Consider the following 16,883-nt stretch of genomic DNA (forward strand, 5'->3'; position numbering starts at 1 on the left):
TATTGCTAACAAGCCTTCATGTACAATTTATATGAAAAAAGCTACTAAGCGGTGTGTGCTTAGTAGCTTTTTTATGTTGTTTTTTAGTTGTGTGCAGCGTACTCTTAGCAACAAGCAGCCGCTTTCTCTTCTTTGAAGGCTTCGCGGGCTGTAAGACCTAGCATTTCGAACATCATACGATCTTCGTCGAAGCTAGGGTTTGGTGTTGTTAATAACTTCTCACCTGTGAAGATAGAGTTGGCGCCAGCCATGAAGCAGAAGGCTTGTTCAGCTACGCTCATTTCGGCTCTACCGGCACTTAAACGTACCATGGCTTTCGGCATTAAGATACGGGCAGTAGCAATCATACGGGCCATGTCCCAGAATTCTACCTTTGGTAAGTGTGAAAGCGGGGTGCCTTCTACGCGTACTAAGGCGTTGATGGGAACTGAATCCGGGTGCTCCGGCAAGTTCGATAAGGTATGTAACATACCTAACCTGTCTTCGTGCGATTCGCCTAAACCAATAATACCGCCACAGCAAACAGTTACGCCTGCTTTTCGTACGTTATCAAGGGTCTGTAAACGATCGTCGTATGTACGGGTGGTAATAATCTCGCCGTAGTGCTCTTTAGAGGTGTCTAAGTTGTGGTTGTAAGAGTACAAGCCCGCCTCTGCTAAACGCTGTGCCTGGCTTTCGGTTAACATACCGAGTGTACAACATACTTCCAATCCAATCTCGTTCACACCTTTCACCATATCGATGATCCTATCAAAGTCGCGGTTGTCGCGAACTTCGCGCCATGCGGCGCCCATGCAAAAACGTGTAGAACCCGCGTCTTTGGCTTTTTGGGCAAATTGTAATACTTCGTCTTTCTGCATTAACGCTTTCACGTCAATACCCGTATTATAACGCGCTGCTTGCGGACAATACGCGCAATCTTCAGAACAACCGCCCGTTTTAATGGATAATAAAGTACATACCTGTACCTCACCGGTATCTTGATGTTGGCGATGAACACTGGCCGCTTGGAATATCAATTCCAACAACGGCGTGTTGTAAATCTCCTTGATCTCTTCTAAAGTCCAGTCGTGACGAATCTGCACCTCTTGCATAGTTCAAAATTTTATAAAGGCAAACCTATGGGTTTTTTATTAAAAAGCCCAGTTGTACTTGTTGTAACATTGATTGCTACTGCAACCATTATAAATACAAGAAGTTCGTTTTAGGTGTGATCGTTAATAATGTTTGATATATCAATAAAATGGTGTTTTCAATATCATCTTTCTTCACCATTTCCACGGTGGTATGCATATAACGCAAAGGAATGCTGATTAATGCCGATGGTGTACCATCGTTCGCATATGCAAACGCATCGGTATCCGTTCCTGTACTACGGCTTACGGCGCGTAATTGGTAAGGGATTTTATTTTTATCTGCCACTTTGATGATCATGTCGCGGAGAATGTTGTGCACAGCAGGACCATAAGTAATGCTAGGGCCGCCGCCGCATTTGGTTTCACCTTCTACGTTTTTGTTGATCATAGGCGTAGTAGTATCGTGTGTTACGTCGGTTACAATCGCTACGTTTGGTTTAATACGTTTCGCAATCATTTCTGCACCACGTAAACCTACTTCTTCTTGTACCGCGTTTACGATATACAATCCAAAAGGCAGTTTATCTTTATTTTCTTTCAACAAACGCGCTACTTCGGCAATCATAAAACCACCTACGCGGTTGTCGATAGCACGACAGATATAATAATCGTAATTTAATTCTTCAAATCCATCTTCAAACGTAATAACGTTACCAACTTTAATACCCAAGTCTTCAATTTCTTTCCTGCTACGGGCACCGCAATCGATGAAGATATTATCTACTTTAGGTTGTGGCTCTTTTTCACCTTTCATACGGGTATGAATCGCCGGCCAACCGAATACACCTTTAACAATGCCTTTTTCCGTATGAATATTCACACGTTTAGACGGTGCAATTTGTTGATCCGAACCACCGTTGCGTACTACATAAATCAAACCTTCCGGCGAAATGTAATTCACAAACCAGCTAATCTCATCGGCATGTGCTTCAATTACTACTTTGAAAGGAGCATCTGGATTTACCACACCTACAACAGAACCATACGGGTCTACGATATGCGTATCGATATAAGGTTTAATATATTCTAACCACACTTTCTGGCCTTCTTTCTCGAAGCCGGTAGGAGCGGGTGTATTTAAGTATTGCTTTAAGAAAGCAAGCGAGTTTTTATTAAGTATGGATTTCTGTTTCTTTGACATTGGATTCTAATTATTTCGTTACAAATGTAAGGATATTCACATTACGCCAATACCCTTATAAAAAGAGCAATAAATGCAATAGCCCCGATAGCATCATTAACCCATCCAGCAAAAAATAATACACATAATCGTTCGTGTGCCGCTGCGCATATCCCTTTAAAAATCCTACCACGAAACAGGGTACAATAAATGTTAAAACCACCATGATTGATACATCAAAGAATAACATGCACAATGCCGCTAAACCTGCTACTGCCAAGGATAAATAATACAATTGGAATAAATGCTTATCATCCAAGTAAGTAATCAAGCTTCTTATGCCTGCTGCTTTGTCGGGCACTTTGTCACGCCAATCGAATAGTATACAAATGGCATAAATAAACGCAAACCGGTGAAGCGATAATAACACGGTTGTTATCACGGGTGCATGACCGTCGATTAAGGCAGGTAGCACCGTTGTTACGTACGTCCATACGAACGTGAGAAACAAGGTTTTGCCTACCGCGATTTTGCGGAGGTGATGGAAGATGGTTTGCGGTAGTTTGGGGGCAGAATAAAGGAAGGTAAGCACAATAGCTCCCAGGATGGGTAACCAATGCTGTAGCAAGGGTAAAATGAAGTAAGCGGAGCCGATGGCGCCAATGGCCGTGAAGGCGAGTTGTAGTCGTCGTTTCCCGATGCCCCACTGTATTCTATGCGAAGCATCTAGGTTGGCGGGTGTTAAATACCAGTGAAAGTTATAACTACATAACGTGGCAAAGAAAACGAAACGGTAATAGTCAATTGCATCGTAACGCAATTGTAGGATTTCGTTCGTTTGCCACGTCATGATAATTGCACAAATGGCAATAAAGATGGAACTAAAGAGTACGAAATTAATGAAAGCTCTTAGCATCGCGGATTATAACGGTATGTTGCCGTGTTTCTTGCGCGGCATATTAACCACTTTATTTTCGAGCATCGCGTATCCTTTGATCAGTTTAATCCTCGCTTGATCTGGTACAATTACCTCGTCGATATAACCTTTCTCGGCAGCCAAGTAAGGGTTCGCGAATCTTTCTGTGTAATCGGCTACCAGTTCATTCATGCGTTGCTCTGGATTAGGAGAACTGTCGATCTCTTTTTTGAAGATGATTTCTACGGCTCCTTTCGCTCCCATTACAGCAATTTCTGCATTCGGGAAGGCGAAGTTTAAATCGGCACCAATATGTTTAGAGTTCATCACGCAATACGCACCGCCATAAGCTTTGCGGGTGGTGAGTGTTAACTTTGGTACGGTTGCTTCACTAAGGGCGAATAATAACTTCGCACCGTTGGTGATAATGCCATTCCATTCTTGGTCGGTACCCGGTAAGAAGCCCGGTACATCCACCAATACTAATAATGGAATGTTGAAGGCATCGCAGAAGCGTGTAAAGCGCGCGCCTTTTACTGAAGCGTGGATATCCAATACACCTGCTAAGTGTGCAGGTTGGTTGGCCACGATGCCAATGCTGCGGCCCGCGATTCTAGCGAAACCTACGATAATGTTCTCCGCGAAATCCTTGTGTACTTCAAAGAAGCTGTTTTCGTCCGTTAATTCGGCGATCACTTCTTTCATGTCGTACGGTTGGTTAGGATTTTCGGGGATCAATGTATTTAAGGCAGTACGGGTTTCATTGCCTAACGTATACGGGTATACGGGGGCTTTGTCTTCACAGTTCTGCGGTACGTAGCTCAATAATTGCTTAATGTATTGAATACATTCTACTTCGTTTGCACAGGCAAAGTGGGTAACACCGCTTTTAGATGCATGCGTGTTGGCTCCGCCGAGTTCTTCGGAAGTAACTTCTTCGTGGGTAACGGTTTTTACTACGTTCGGGCCGGTTACAAACATGTAAGAGGTTTGTTCCACCATCATAATAAAATCGGTAATAGCAGGCGAGTATACGGCGCCGCCCGCACAGGGACCCATGATAGCCGAAATCTGCGGAATTACGCCAGAAGCGCGTGTGTTCCTATAGAAAATATCAGCATAGCCACCTAAGCTTACTACGCCTTCTTGGATACGTGCACCACCACTATCGTTTAATCCTATAAGTGGGGCACCGTTCTCCATGGCGAGGTCCATGATCTTGCAAATCTTTTTCGCATGAGGTTCCGATAAGCTTCCACCATACACGGTGAAGTCTTGCGAGAATACATACACCAAGCGACCGCTAATGGTACCGTAACCGGTTACTACACCATCGCCCAAGAATTGTTCTTGTTCCGTAGTAAGGCCTTTGTTGCGGTTTTCAACCAGCATACCCAACTCTTCAAATGAACCTTCATCGAGCAACAATAACAACCTTTCTCTTGCTGTTAACTTGCCTTTCTTATGTTGCGAATCAATACGCGCTTGTCCGCCACCTAAATGAGCTTGTGCTACTTTGTTATGGAGTTGTTCAATTTTATTCATTGCATTAATAATGAGGGGTAAAGCTAAAAAATAAAAAGGACATCCAGCGAGGATGTCCTTTTTATTTATACAGTGTGTATCTTTTATTTATTCACCATGTATCAAGATGCGTGGCGTAGCAATGGTATCGCTAATATTGCCTGCATTGTCTTGCACATACATACTAAACCATACCGAATCAAGCGGCATATTTTCTTTCGGGTTTAAATACGTATCATTCGGGCGGAATTCTATCGTGGCATTAATATTAGAACCACGGTAAGAACCTAGCTTCGGTAAGTTAAATGGTTCGAAGTTATAAGTAATGGTATCGCCACCATCACTAAAATAATTCAATCGCACGAAGAGCCTGTCTTCAATATCACCATCAGAATCTTTCAAGTTTAAGTAAACAACAATAGGAGGAGCCGGGTTAGGTATTTCTGACATATTATAGCTCCTGAAAGCTATCGACGGCTTACCATCTCCGCTACTGTCTTTTGAACAAGCATAGGCAACGATCACCACCGCCAACAATAGGAATAACTTCTTCATATAACAAACGTACATTAAATTAAGGAATATCCAAAAGTATTCATGTTACAATATAACGCTTGTATTTCATTGATTGTTACGTGGAAGTAGAAATAATTTTAATGAACGATGGGCATGGTTTACAAGGATTTGTACGTCGGCATCTTCCTAATCACTAACTTTGTGCGCATTAGACGAAGGAATATCATATGAACGAGGCATTTGTAGACCGTATACTGAACTTAACACCCGGCGAATTTGAAGCCGCCGCCATCGATTTGTTTCACTTTCAATACCAAGCGAACAACATTTACCGTGCGTACGTAGATGCCCTGCGTAGAAACCCGGCCGATGTGAAATCCTTGGCCGACATTCCCTTTTTACCTATCCAGTTCTTCAAATCGCACAAGGTAGTATGCGGCGAATTCGAACCACAAGTGCGCTTCGAATCCAGTGGTACTACACAGTCGGTTAATAGTCAACACCTCGTGAAAGATGTTTCCATCTACGAAAAAAGCTTTCGCAAAGCCTTCGAACTTTTCTACGGCGATGTAAAAGAGTACCGCGTAATAGGCCTACTGCCTTCTTACTTGGAAAGGCAACATTCCTCGCTCGTTTACATGGTAAAAGACATGATCGAGCAAAGTGCTCACCCGGAAAGCGGCTTCTATTTATATGAACATGATAAACTGAAGGACGTGTTAACCGGTAGTCATGACAAAACATTGCTTATCGGGGTAACCTTTGGTTTGCTCGATTTTGCCGACCAATATACCATGCAATTACCTAATACCATTATCATGGAAACAGGCGGTATGAAGGGTAGACGGGAAGAGTGGACACGGGAAGAAGTACATAGCTTTTTATCAGAACGCTTCGGTGTATCTGCCATACATTCCGAATACGGGATGACCGAATTATTATCCCAGGCCTACTCCAAAGGCAAAGGCATATTCCAATGCCCACCATGGATGAAAGTGATCTTGCGCGATGAAAATGATCCTTTTGATTTTAAAACCAGTGGTGCGGGAGTCATGAACGTAGTAGACTTAGCTAACATTTATTCCAGTGCCTTTATAGCCACGGAAGACATTGGTAAACTGAAAGAAGACGGGCGCTTCGAGGTATTGGGAAGATTAGATCAATCGGCGCTACGCGGATGTAGTTTGATGGTGAGCTAAGTGAAAAATTTATAAATAAAAATCCTAATAAGATAAAAAAGTTTCATAAGTTCGTGTTGCGAAATACTACACCTATGAAAAGAAAAATGCTTGTAGCCGCAGCCCTTATGCTGTGTGCACCTGCGTTGTTCGCGCAAGTGGCCAAACCCACCACGACCAAACAACAAACGCAGAAGAAAGAAACAGTTAAAGCCAACGCAACATCTACCAGCGCTAAATCTTCCTCAAAAAAGGTGACCAACACTACTGCAGAGAAAAAAGTGGTGGCAAAATCAGCCGAGGGAAAAGCAACACAGAAAAATGAAGTGGTAAAAGACAAGCCTACTGTAGCGAAACCAATTGCGAAGGATTCCGTAACAGTAGCAAAAGCAGCGAAACCCGCGGTGTACAAATCACAACAACACGCGAAAGGTGCCAACGAAGCAGAGAACAAAGTTAGCAACCTACGCAGTGCATTAGCCGCAGAAAAATCGTTCGCAACAAAACTCCAATCCGCTGCTACTAAAACCATGATGGCTAAAACCGTGTTGGAAATTGGTGGCGACGAAAGCTTGCACATCGATTCAACTTTCGAATACGATGTAGCCGTTTACCAAGAATCGATCGAGTACAAAGGCAAGAACCGCATTAAAAATAGCGGCGATTACATTGTAGTATACTACAGCTCGAACAAACCACAGTTCAGTGTGCAAATGGTGAACCGTAGCACAAACGCCCGTAGACAGTTCTTCGGCGATTTCGAAAAACGTACGCAGTTAAACATGACGGGTTTATACAAAATGGCCAGCGGCGATAAAGCCTTGCTCGACCTGAAAACAATGGACCCAGCTTACCCAGGTGAAATCAATAACTTAACGAAATTGTCGAAAACAGGCAATAAGAAAGTTATTGCCGGCGTAGCTTGCGAAGAGTACATCTCTACCTCTAAAAAGCTCGATATTAAATCGTCCTCCGGCACGCACGAACCTGTTACCGCGCACATGTGGATGCCCATGGACCCTGCTTCCGTATTCCCAGCTTATAGCAGCATTCCCGATGGCTACAAAGCAGAAATGGAAATCATGAAAATCGAAGGCAGCTTCCCACCGGTAATTATGCCGTTGGAAATGTATTTCGAATATGCCAATGGCGATAAAGTGTACACTTACACAACCGATATCGTGTTGGGAGAAAATAGAAAAGTTGACATTGCAGATATCAATAAGTAATACTAACGAATTCGCCTATACGAAATAATTTTACGCATTCCTCTTTTCAATAATTATACTACGCTATTTATTCGTACGCCGCGAGTAATTAGTAGGACTGGTGCCCGTCCATTTTTTGAACGCGTTTCGAAAAATACGGGCATCAGCATATCCAGTCATATAGGCTACTTCCTGGATGCTAATCTTCCCTTTTTCTAATAAACCGGTGGCTATTTCTTGCTTTACTTGTTCGCACATTTGGTTAAACGTGCTGCCTGCATCGTGGAGTTTCCGTTGCAAGGTGCGCGGGGTAAGGTGCAAAGCTGCTGCTACATCTGCGAGGTTGAAAACGGGCGCTAATTTGAATAGCAGGTTTTTTACGTCGGTTGTAATAGCTGCTTCTTGGGTAGTGGTGTGTAAGGCTTGCGCTAAAATTTGCTGAAACAGTGTGCGCAAGGCTTGGTTGTAACCAATGACGGGCTTGTCGAGATCGTTATGACCGAATACGATGGTGTTGTGGGCTGATTGGAATACGATCGAAGCGTGTAATATCTCTTGGTATTGTTGAAGGGAAGGCGGTTTAGGAAAGGAAAACGTGATAATAACAGGCGTAATATTTTTACCTGTTAACACGCGGCTTACATGTAAACATCCCGCTACAGCTTGCATAACAGCTTGTTGTGCAGTGGCCGGGTAAGTAGAAGTCCACATAGGGTGTGGGCTTAACACCAAAGTGTCTTCTTTCAATTCATAGCTGAACATATCCGTTACTAAGCTATTAAAGCCCGACAACTGCTGGAAGGCCGTTCGTAGGGTAGGGCTATTCTCCATCAAGTAACCTACTAATCCCATGCTGGCAGTGCTGGTATGGGTACCAATCAGTAAACCTAGGTTCGGTTCACCCGTTAAAGCAACAGCCTGTTGCCATACGTTTTGTGCTCGTTTCCAATCCATGGTAGCATCACCGTCGGATAATTCACTTTCCGAGATACTACAAGCTGCGCATAATGCTTGCACGCTAGTGCCATAGCGCGCGGCGCCTTGAATAATATCCCGTACTACACTCGTTTTAACCCACATATGGTGCGATCGATTTGATGGCACAAAATATCCCTTTTTTGTCGTTCTATATACCCATGCGACAAAAAATTACCCGCGAATTTTGCCCTATAAATTCTTCCAAGATGAAACTTTTTACCAAGATTTTCCTGTGCCTCATTGGATTGGCTTTTTTGAAAGTAGGCATTGAAACATTCATGAACCCGCAGGCCGTGGTAGCGAATGTTGATATGGTATTGAACACCAATAGTGCGTTAAGTACCATCAGGGCGGTATATGCCGGGATGCACTTTGTATTTGGTGCTTATTGTGTATACGGGGCATTTAAAGCGCCAGCGAATGCTTTGGGCTTGTTGATATTATATGCCGGTGGGTATGTAATAGGGCGCTTAAGCGGGATATTGATAGATGGGATGCCGAATCAATTTGTATTGACGTGGTTAGGCACAGAGGTTTTTACGCTGGCTGTATCACTTTACTTGCGTTGGCAGTTAACCCGTAAGCCGGTTGCTGCAGGAACATATGCTACGAACGCGCATGCTTAAACGATTAAGAACAGCAAGGATAATCCACTAAGCCTTCACCACCGGGTGTGTAGAATAATTGTGGTTTGCATTCATTCAAAGTATGGTTGTTTTTAAAGCGCAATACTAAATCGGGGTTGGCGATAAACGGTTTACCAAAGGCCGCTAAATCGGCCGCCCCTTTGTGTATTAACTCGCTGGCAGTAGCTGCCGTTAACGTACCACATTGAATAATGGTGTTAGGAAAAGCATCACGAATGGCTTGCAAGGTTTGTGCATCGGTGCCTGCATTGGTAGAAACGTGTAAATATACAATGTTCAATGCCGCCATTTTCTCGGCGATGAATGCGTATGTATCGTGTACAATGGCAGCGTCATATGCGCCAATGCTATATGCTGTGTTGTATGGTGATAAGCGAAGGCCCACTTTATCGGGCCCCACGGCTGCCGTAATAGCTTCCATGAGTTCGAATAAAAAGCGCGTACGGTTTTCAATGGTGCCACCATAGGCATCGGTGCGGAGGTTACTATTAGGGCTTAGAAATTGTTCTATTAAATAGCCGTATGCGCCGTGGATTTCGATACCGTCGAAACCAGCTGCAATGGCATTTTGAGCGGCTTGTACATGTTCCGCAATAATGCCCGGGATTTCGTGGATCTCGATAGCGCGTGGTAGTGAGTAGGGTTGCATGCCTTTTGCATCCGTATAAATATTGCCATCTACAGCAATAGCAGAAGGGGCAATAATTTCCCCGCCTGTTGGGATGTTTAGCGCATGGGCCACACGACCGGTATGCATGATTTGTAAGAAGATTTTACCGCCTGCCTCGTGTACGGCTTGCGTGGTTAATTGCCATGCCGCGATTTGGGTATCGGTATAAATGCCGGGAATTCTACAATAACCAGTACCACTGGGGGAAGGCGAAGTGCCCTCCACGATAATTAAGCCTGCGCTAGCCCGCTGACTATAATAGGCAGCGATGAGCTCATTAGGGAGATTGTTAACAGCCCTACTTCTTGTCATGGGAGCCATTACAATACGGTTACTTAAAGTATGTGTGCCTAATTGGTACGGTTCAAAGAGTATTTGTTGCGGCATTACTAAATCTTAAATACTGGTTTACTGTGTAAATTTACGATAAGTACAGGCAAGTTCAAAGGGTGGGAGGTGATGCTTTTTCATGGGAGTCTTAGCGTGATGGGATTACACATTACATTTTCCCTTCCTTCAACCTAACTTTTAACAATTCGTTACGAACCATTTGCTTGGGCAACAATATCGGGATAGCATTGTTTATCATCTTTAAAAAGGAATAAAAAGATGAAAACACTTATAGACACGCTTGTGGCACAGAAAGGAACACCTGCCGTAACGATTTTGTTTCCTACCCACCGCACTCACCCAGAAAATAAGCAAGATGCTATTCAACTCAAGAACATCGTAAAAACCGCCACAGAACGCCTGTATGCTCAATACGATAAACGCGAAGTTTGGCCCGTTATTGAGAATATTGAAGTGGCAGAGAAGGATATTAACCACGAATATAACCTCGACACACTTATTATTTATGCCAGCCCACATTTCTCCTCCGTGGTAAAGCTATCGGTAGAAGGCATTGCACCCCGTGTAATTGTGAGCGATACGTTCGATGTGCGTCCTATTTTGAAGGCCATTCAACAAACCGAACACTATTATATCATCACTATCAGCTCACAAAAAATCCGCTTGATCGAGGCTTTCAATGATAAAATCGTGCACGAGGTAAAGGATAAAGAGTTCCCGTTCGATAACACACAATACTATACAACAGATCATGCACGCACGATCCAATCGGGTGTAACGGATAATTTGTTGAAGGAGTTTTTCAATGTTGCGGATAAGAAATTCAAATCATATTATCATAACAACCCGCTGCCTGTAGTCATTATGGGCGATGTACGGAACCTGCCTCACTATAAAGAGGAAATGGATATCAAAGGGTTGATTATTGGTGAAGTAGAAGGCGGTTATGATAACACCGACGCTAAAGAATTGCCGGCCCTTGCGTATCCACATATTCTCGAGTACATGCAAACCAAGCAAGCAGAATACCTATTGGCAATCGAAAATGGCCAAAGGGCACAAAAAGTATTCGATGACCTCAACGATATTTACCGTGCGGCCAATAGCGGCAGCGGCGATACGCTGTATATCGAACGTGATTTTATTCAGCTAGGTAAAATTGAAAATGGCATCATTACGCTCAGCGGTCATGAAGAAGATGAAGATGTGACACTGAAAATTATTGAAGCTGTGCTGAAGCACGATGGGCAAGTGGTGTTTATGGACAGTGGTTCATTAGCAACCTACAATGGAATAGCGTTAGTAACACGCTTCTAAACCTAGTATATACACATTAAAAAAGCCCTTCGTTGTAGTACGAAGGGCTTTTTTAATACCGTTTATTTAGATTCTTTCAACACCATATCAATCGTAATAGCACCGGCTACGAGGGCGATTTTGTTCTCGTTTTCCGGGAATTCCGAAGCAATAGATACGTGGTATTTATCGGCCGTCGTGAAAATCTCTTTCATGGCACCTGCCCATTTCTTAGAAATGCGGCCGAGTGCTCTTTCGTGCTGGTCGGTAATGGAGAATTCCCACGCCTTCCAGTCGCCTTTGATGTGGGCAATATCCATTTGGAATTGATCATGGATCACGAACTTAGGCTTCAAGAAACTGAATTTGTGTTTGATGCCGCCAACAGGTGTGCCGTATTGGTCTTTAATCGTGATTTTAGATAACCAGAATGTCCAGCCACGTTCGATCGAAGCTAGCTGTTGATCGTTCATGTCGGTGATATTCAAGGTGAAAGGCATTACTTTTTTGCTGAAAAGTATGCGCAAGAATTTATGCCAAGTAGGAACATGTTGTACGATGTTACCGATTTGTTCGCCGTTCGGGTTGAATACTTTATAGGCATTGTGAAATTTGAGAAACCCTACTTTTTCGTCGATAAAGAAATCGTCTGATAAGAAAAATGGGGATAAGGTTTTTTGTTGCATAAGGTGATGGTATTTGGAGGCGCAAAGGTATTGGATATTTCAGGAGAATTTCAACGAATTGGAAAATATTTGACCGATTTGCTGCGTCTGCGGAAGATTAGCCGTATTTTTGCCGTTCATTTTTACGCTATGACTTTTAAAGAGTTAAATCTTAATACATCCTTGTTGAACGCTTTGGATGAACTGGGTTTTGAAACACCTACGACCATCCAGCATAAAGCATTTTCTGTGATTATGTCGGGGCAGGACGTATGCGGTATTGCACAAACAGGTACGGGTAAAACCTATGCTTATTTGCTGCCCATTCTGCGCCAGTTGAAGTTTTCGAAAGATCGTTACCCACAAGTATTGATACTTGTGCCTACGCGCGAATTGGTTACCCAAGTAGTAGAAGCTTCCGAGAAATTGAATGCTTACACAAGTTTTCAAACATTAGGTGTTTACGGTGGCGTGAACATGAACCCACAAGTAGAGGCCGTAAAGAACGGCGCCGATATTATAGTGGCAACCCCGGGTCGTTTGTACGATTTAGTGCTTACGGGCGTATTGAAGTTGAAGAATGTGAAGAAGCTAGTAATCGACGAGGTAGATGAAATGCTGAACTTGGGTTTCCGCCCACAGTTAACGAAGATTATGGATGTGCTGCCTGCTCGTCGCCAGAACTTGTTGTTTTCTGCAACGATAACAGATGAAGTAGATGCCATCATTGAAGATTACTTCAATAACCCAGCCCGCGTAGAAGCTGCGCCAGTGGGAACACCTTTGGAAAACATCCTCCAGTACAACTACAAAGTGCCTAACTTCTATACAAAAGTTAATTTACTAGAGCACTTACTAGCCAATAACGCCGAAATGTCGAAAGTACTTGTATTCGCCAGCACTAAAGCACTGGCCGACGAGTTATTCGAAACTTTGGCGGAAAAGTATGAAGGCCAAGTAGGGGTGATTCACTCTAATAAAGACCAGAAGTACCGTTTCAACGTAGTAAAGCAATTCAAAGAAGGTACGTACAGGTTTATTATTGCTACCGACGTTATAGCCCGTGGTATTGATATTGAAGGCGTTTCGCACGTTATTAACTTCGATACACCAGACTCTCCAGAGAATTATATTCACCGTATTGGTAGAACGGGTCGTGCTGAAAGTAAAGGTATTGCCATCACTTTCACTACGAAAAAGGAATTGCCTTTAAAAGCAAAGATCGAGGAGTTGATGAACTACGAAATTCCCGTGTTGCCTATTTCTGGAGAAGTAGAAATCTCGAAGCGTTTAATCGAAGATGAAATGCCAAAGATTCCGGTAAAGAACTTGCCTACAGCTAAGTTGCCTAAATGGGAACCCGGTGGTGCGGCCTTCCACGAGAAAAAGGCCAAGAACAAGAAGGTGAACCGTAAGATTAGTCATGCCGATAAAATGCATGCTAAATACGGGAAGCCTAAAACCCGTGGTGCTAAGAAGAAATAAGCAACTTCTTTATACAAGATATACGAGCAAATCACCTCTTTTAGAGGTGATTTGCTTTTTTTATACATGAGCTTTTTAGCCAAGTAACTTAGAGCTATACAGCCAACTTTGTGCATGCATTCTTGCTGAACTTTGTGGTAACAAAAACAAAGAATATGCAAAAAGTTTGGTTCATAACAGGTAGCTCAAGAGGTTTGGGCAGAAGTATTACGGAAGCCGTGTTGAACAGCGGCGATAAAGTGGTAGCCACTGCACGTAATACACAACAATTAAATGATTTAGTAGCCAAATTCCCAGGCACTATTTTGCCTGTATCATTGGATGTAAGCGATAAAGCACAGATTGTAGCGGCAGTAAATGAAGCAGTAGTGCATTTTGGTCGTATCGATGTATTGGTGAATAATGCGGGCTTTGGTATTACAGGTGCCGCGGAAGCATTCACAGATGAACAAGTACGTAGCCAATTAGACGTAAATTTGTATGCACCGATTGAAGTAACACGCGTGGTATTGCCCATTATGCGTCAACAAAGAAGTGGCCGTATTTTGCAGATTAGCTCAGTAGGAGGGCGAGTAGGTAACGCGGGATTAAGCATGTACCAAGCTGCGAAATTCGGATTGGCAGGCTTTAGCGAGTCGTTAAGTAAAGAAGTTGCGAGTTTGGGTATTAAAGTAACCTCCGTAGAGCCCGGTGGTTTTAGAACCGATTGGGCAGGTGCATCTATGAGCTTTGCGCCCCATGTTGAAGGATATGAAAGTACAGTAGATGCAACAAAAGAATTCCTTAGTTCAGGTAAATTCTTACCAATTGGGGACCCTAACAAGGCCGCCCAAGTACTGATCGACTTAGCGAACAATCCCGAACCGCCTGTACACTTGGTACTTGGTAGCGAAGCAGCCGCCATTCTTCGTAAGGCAGATGAAAACCGCAAGGCTGAATTTGAAAAATGGTTGCCGGTAAGTTTATCAACCGACCACGACCAGGCCGTTAGATTCCAAGATACCGAGGAAGGTAAGAAATACTTTGCCACAAAAGGTATTGATGTATAAGCACATGTTTCAGTAAATTTATAGACTTAAAGCAGCAAAAGGATGGAATTACAAGAAGTTAAGCCATATAAAGCAGGTATAGTATACGCTTGTTACCATAGTCGTTCACGCGATGGCGAGCATTTTGTACCGGAACATGTGTTTAGTTACCAGGTAGATGGCTCGCTAACCTTGCACGATGGCATAAAAGATTATCCATCTTCCAAAGGCGCTTTTCGTTTTATAAGGCGGAACCAATTGCTGAAGTTTGTAAAGCAGCCCCCGGAGCATGGCGATTTTAAATCGCTCAGTATTTACTTAGACCAGCAAACGTTGCAAGATTTCAGTTTACTGTATAATATACATGCTTCGCCGAGTTTGCAGAAGCAAACGGTGTTCAACATCAATAAAACCCCCATCCTCGAAAATTACATGCAATCGTTATTGGCCTATGATGGGGCTGGTTACTTAAAAGATCCCGCGATGGTGAAACTAAAGATCCATGAAGGCATACTATTATTATTGCAAGTCAACCCCGCTTTTAAAGACATCCTATTCGACTTTTCTGAGCCGCATAAAATCGATTTGGAGGCCTTTATGAACCGGAACTACCACTTCAATGTAAACTTGGAACGCTTTGCCTATTTAACAGGCAGGAGCTTAGCTACCTTCAAACGTGATTTCGAAAAAGTGTTTAGCACCTCGCCCCGGAAATGGCTGCAACAAAAGCGACTGCAACAAGCGTATTATTTACTCACTGAAAAGGGCAAAACCTCGTCGGACATTTACTTGGATTTGGGGTTTGAAGACCTCACTCACTTCTCCCACGCATTTAAGAAGGAATATGGATATTCGCCCAAAAACATTCATAGATAGTGTGTTATATAGTATAAACGCACTAAAAGATAGGGTTTAGATAGGCTTAGGATAGGCTTTAGATAGGCTTTTACTAGGTTTTAGATAGGGTAGGGATAGGCTAAAGATAGGGTGACGATAATAAGGGGATAGGGTGAAGATAGGGTAAGATTATGCAACCACTATAAATAAATGTATAAAAAACACGGTCAACACCATGGCCGTGTTTTTTATTTGTATGACATGTCAATAAAATATTTAGAAAAGTTTTATGGAAAATATAAATCCTTGCATCATGTGTTGCGTACAAGAAATTATTCCAACAACTACTGCACGTTAGCAAGCGAACGCCATCCGTTATGTTAGCGTGCTTTTTTATTCATTCCTGTTCACCATATCCCTTCCTGTTCATTTTGTTCATTTTATTTGATTGTTGGTGCATACACAATATTTCACGTATTTGCGGCCTGTTTAATTCAAAAAAGAAAAACCATGAAATTATCTTCCATTTTTTACCCCGTATTATTATTAGGAACTGTATTGATAGCATGTTCGAAAGATGACGATGATAATAATTCGAATCCCAGCGATTTAAATACCCTGTATGCGAATTCGATTAAAGATGCCATGGTAGCGGAAGACAATGAAGTGTCGAATGGCTTGATGGCGGTAACGGATGCTAACCCAGCCATGGTATGGAAAGTGATTAATGGACAGAAGTATGTATTGATGGCCACATTTATGCGCTTCCCGGGTAGTTACCCTGTGGGCGATTCTATTACGAATAGTTGGGGTGAAAGCTGGGTGTTTGCACCTAGCCAAATGAAAACAAAAACAAACGGTGTATTCACCGCTTCTTCGGATACGATCCAACGCGTTTGTCAAATGTTAGGATTGCCGCCAAGAAATAGTCGTAGTAATACGCATATTGCACAAGTGTGGGTATTACCTAGCCGTTTATACCGCCCGGCCGGTAACCCCGATATTACTACTACAACTGCGCCCGTAGCATTAATGACGACGGTTTCGAATGATTTCAAAACTTGGTTCGATAATTATATCATCTTTGCCTATTACCGTACATTAACGAGCGATTCGGATTTCCATTATCCATGGACACGTTTGGGTTATACGTACGACTGGGCACCGGGGGCGAGGGAAGAAGGGTGTAGTGAATTTGTGATTTTACCGAATTCGGGCATGTGGGTAGAAAAGAACACCACTGCCAGCGGGTTTTTCAAATAGCAACAGATTTGATTTGTATCAATGCCCGTCTCTATTCGTAGGGGCGGGTTTTTGATTTTATTCAA

The 16,883-nt window shown here is 43.0% G+C and carries 16 protein-coding genes; 8 read left to right on the forward strand and 8 right to left on the reverse strand.

Annotation, left to right across the window (positions count from 1 at the left end; all coding sequences use genetic code 11):
* Nucleotides 1-104: 104 nt before the first annotated feature.
* The 5 genes from bioB to LX64_RS11145 all read right to left on the reverse strand — a co-directional run bounded on the left by bioB (nucleotide 105) and on the right by LX64_RS11145 (nucleotide 5,251).
* On the reverse strand, nucleotides 105-1,094 hold the full coding sequence (gene bioB / locus LX64_RS11125) for a biotin synthase BioB (RefSeq protein WP_111597737.1): 990 nt from the start codon (nucleotides 1,092-1,094) through the stop codon (nucleotides 105-107).
* Between the two features lie 88 nt (nucleotides 1,095-1,182).
* Complete coding sequence (locus LX64_RS11130) at nucleotides 1,183-2,277, reverse strand: M42 family metallopeptidase (protein ID WP_111597738.1); 1,095 nt, start codon at nucleotides 2,275-2,277, stop codon at nucleotides 1,183-1,185.
* A gap of 55 nt (nucleotides 2,278-2,332) precedes the next feature.
* Nucleotides 2,333-3,106, reverse strand: coding sequence for a UbiA prenyltransferase family protein (locus LX64_RS11135; RefSeq protein WP_111597739.1), 774 nt, complete (start codon nucleotides 3,104-3,106; stop codon nucleotides 2,333-2,335).
* A gap of 72 nt (nucleotides 3,107-3,178) precedes the next feature.
* Nucleotides 3,179-4,717: an acyl-CoA carboxylase subunit beta gene (locus LX64_RS11140; protein WP_111597740.1), complete on the reverse strand. Its 1,539-nt coding sequence runs from the start codon at nucleotides 4,715-4,717 to the stop codon at nucleotides 3,179-3,181.
* An 87-nt stretch (nucleotides 4,718-4,804) separates the two neighbouring features.
* The gene (locus tag LX64_RS11145; RefSeq protein ID WP_111597741.1) at nucleotides 4,805-5,251 is read right to left on the reverse strand and encodes a hypothetical protein; all 447 of its coding nucleotides are present in this window, start codon (nucleotides 5,249-5,251) and stop codon (nucleotides 4,805-4,807) included.
* Nucleotides 5,252-5,439: 188 nt separating this feature from the next.
* Between LX64_RS11145 and LX64_RS11150 the strand changes: the two genes are divergently transcribed.
* Entirely contained in the window at nucleotides 5,440-6,411 is a 972-nt protein-coding gene (locus LX64_RS11150; protein WP_111597742.1) for a long-chain-fatty-acid--protein ligase, read from the forward strand.
* A 74-nt stretch (nucleotides 6,412-6,485) separates the two neighbouring features.
* Entirely contained in the window at nucleotides 6,486-7,619 is a 1,134-nt protein-coding gene (locus LX64_RS11155) for a hypothetical protein (RefSeq protein ID WP_111597743.1), read from the forward strand.
* A 63-nt stretch (nucleotides 7,620-7,682) separates the two neighbouring features.
* Here the strand turns inward: LX64_RS11155 and LX64_RS11160 are convergent, their stop codons facing one another.
* Nucleotides 7,683-8,678 carry an AraC family transcriptional regulator gene (locus LX64_RS11160; RefSeq protein WP_111597744.1) on the reverse strand — a complete coding sequence of 332 codons (996 nt, stop codon included), beginning with the start codon at nucleotides 8,676-8,678 and terminating at the stop codon, nucleotides 7,683-7,685.
* A 104-nt stretch (nucleotides 8,679-8,782) separates the two neighbouring features.
* On the opposite strand from LX64_RS11160, the gene LX64_RS11165 reads away from it, so the two are divergent.
* The gene (locus LX64_RS11165) at nucleotides 8,783-9,202 is read left to right on the forward strand and encodes a DUF4345 domain-containing protein (protein ID WP_158538595.1); all 420 of its coding nucleotides are present in this window, start codon (nucleotides 8,783-8,785) and stop codon (nucleotides 9,200-9,202) included.
* A 4-nt stretch (nucleotides 9,203-9,206) separates the two neighbouring features.
* On the opposite strand, the gene LX64_RS11170 is transcribed toward LX64_RS11165, so the two are convergent.
* Nucleotides 9,207-10,280 (reverse strand): alkene reductase, encoded by a 1,074-nt coding sequence (locus tag LX64_RS11170; RefSeq protein WP_111597746.1) that lies wholly within the window; start codon nucleotides 10,278-10,280, stop codon nucleotides 9,207-9,209.
* A gap of 222 nt (nucleotides 10,281-10,502) precedes the next feature.
* Here LX64_RS11170 and LX64_RS11175 point away from each other — a divergent pair, with 222 nt between their 5' ends.
* A complete protein-coding gene (locus LX64_RS11175) occupies nucleotides 10,503-11,561 on the forward strand; it encodes an AOC03_06830 family ribosome hibernation factor (RefSeq protein WP_111597747.1) in 1,059 nt (352 codons plus the stop codon).
* Between the two features lie 62 nt (nucleotides 11,562-11,623).
* On the opposite strand, the gene LX64_RS11180 is transcribed toward LX64_RS11175, so the two are convergent.
* On the reverse strand, nucleotides 11,624-12,226 hold the full coding sequence (locus LX64_RS11180) for an LURP-one-related/scramblase family protein (protein WP_111597748.1): 603 nt from the start codon (nucleotides 12,224-12,226) through the stop codon (nucleotides 11,624-11,626).
* Between the two features lie 129 nt (nucleotides 12,227-12,355).
* On the opposite strand from LX64_RS11180, the gene LX64_RS11185 reads away from it, so the two are divergent.
* The 4 genes from LX64_RS11185 to LX64_RS11200 all read left to right on the forward strand — a co-directional run bounded on the left by LX64_RS11185 (nucleotide 12,356) and on the right by LX64_RS11200 (nucleotide 16,818).
* Nucleotides 12,356-13,690 (forward strand): DEAD/DEAH box helicase, encoded by a 1,335-nt coding sequence (locus tag LX64_RS11185; protein WP_111598133.1) that lies wholly within the window; start codon nucleotides 12,356-12,358, stop codon nucleotides 13,688-13,690.
* Nucleotides 13,691-13,845: 155 nt separating this feature from the next.
* Entirely contained in the window at nucleotides 13,846-14,739 is an 894-nt protein-coding gene (locus tag LX64_RS11190) for an oxidoreductase (RefSeq protein ID WP_111598134.1), read from the forward strand.
* Between the two features lie 42 nt (nucleotides 14,740-14,781).
* Entirely contained in the window at nucleotides 14,782-15,594 is an 813-nt protein-coding gene (locus tag LX64_RS11195; protein ID WP_111597749.1) for a helix-turn-helix domain-containing protein, read from the forward strand.
* 471 nt (nucleotides 15,595-16,065) lie between these two features.
* On the forward strand, nucleotides 16,066-16,818 hold the full coding sequence (locus tag LX64_RS11200; protein WP_111598135.1) for a hypothetical protein: 753 nt from the start codon (nucleotides 16,066-16,068) through the stop codon (nucleotides 16,816-16,818).
* Nucleotides 16,819-16,883 lie beyond the last annotated feature (65 nt).

The organism is Chitinophaga skermanii, assembly GCF_003259335.1.
Classification (GTDB): domain Bacteria; phylum Bacteroidota; class Bacteroidia; order Chitinophagales; family Chitinophagaceae; genus Chitinophaga; species Chitinophaga skermanii.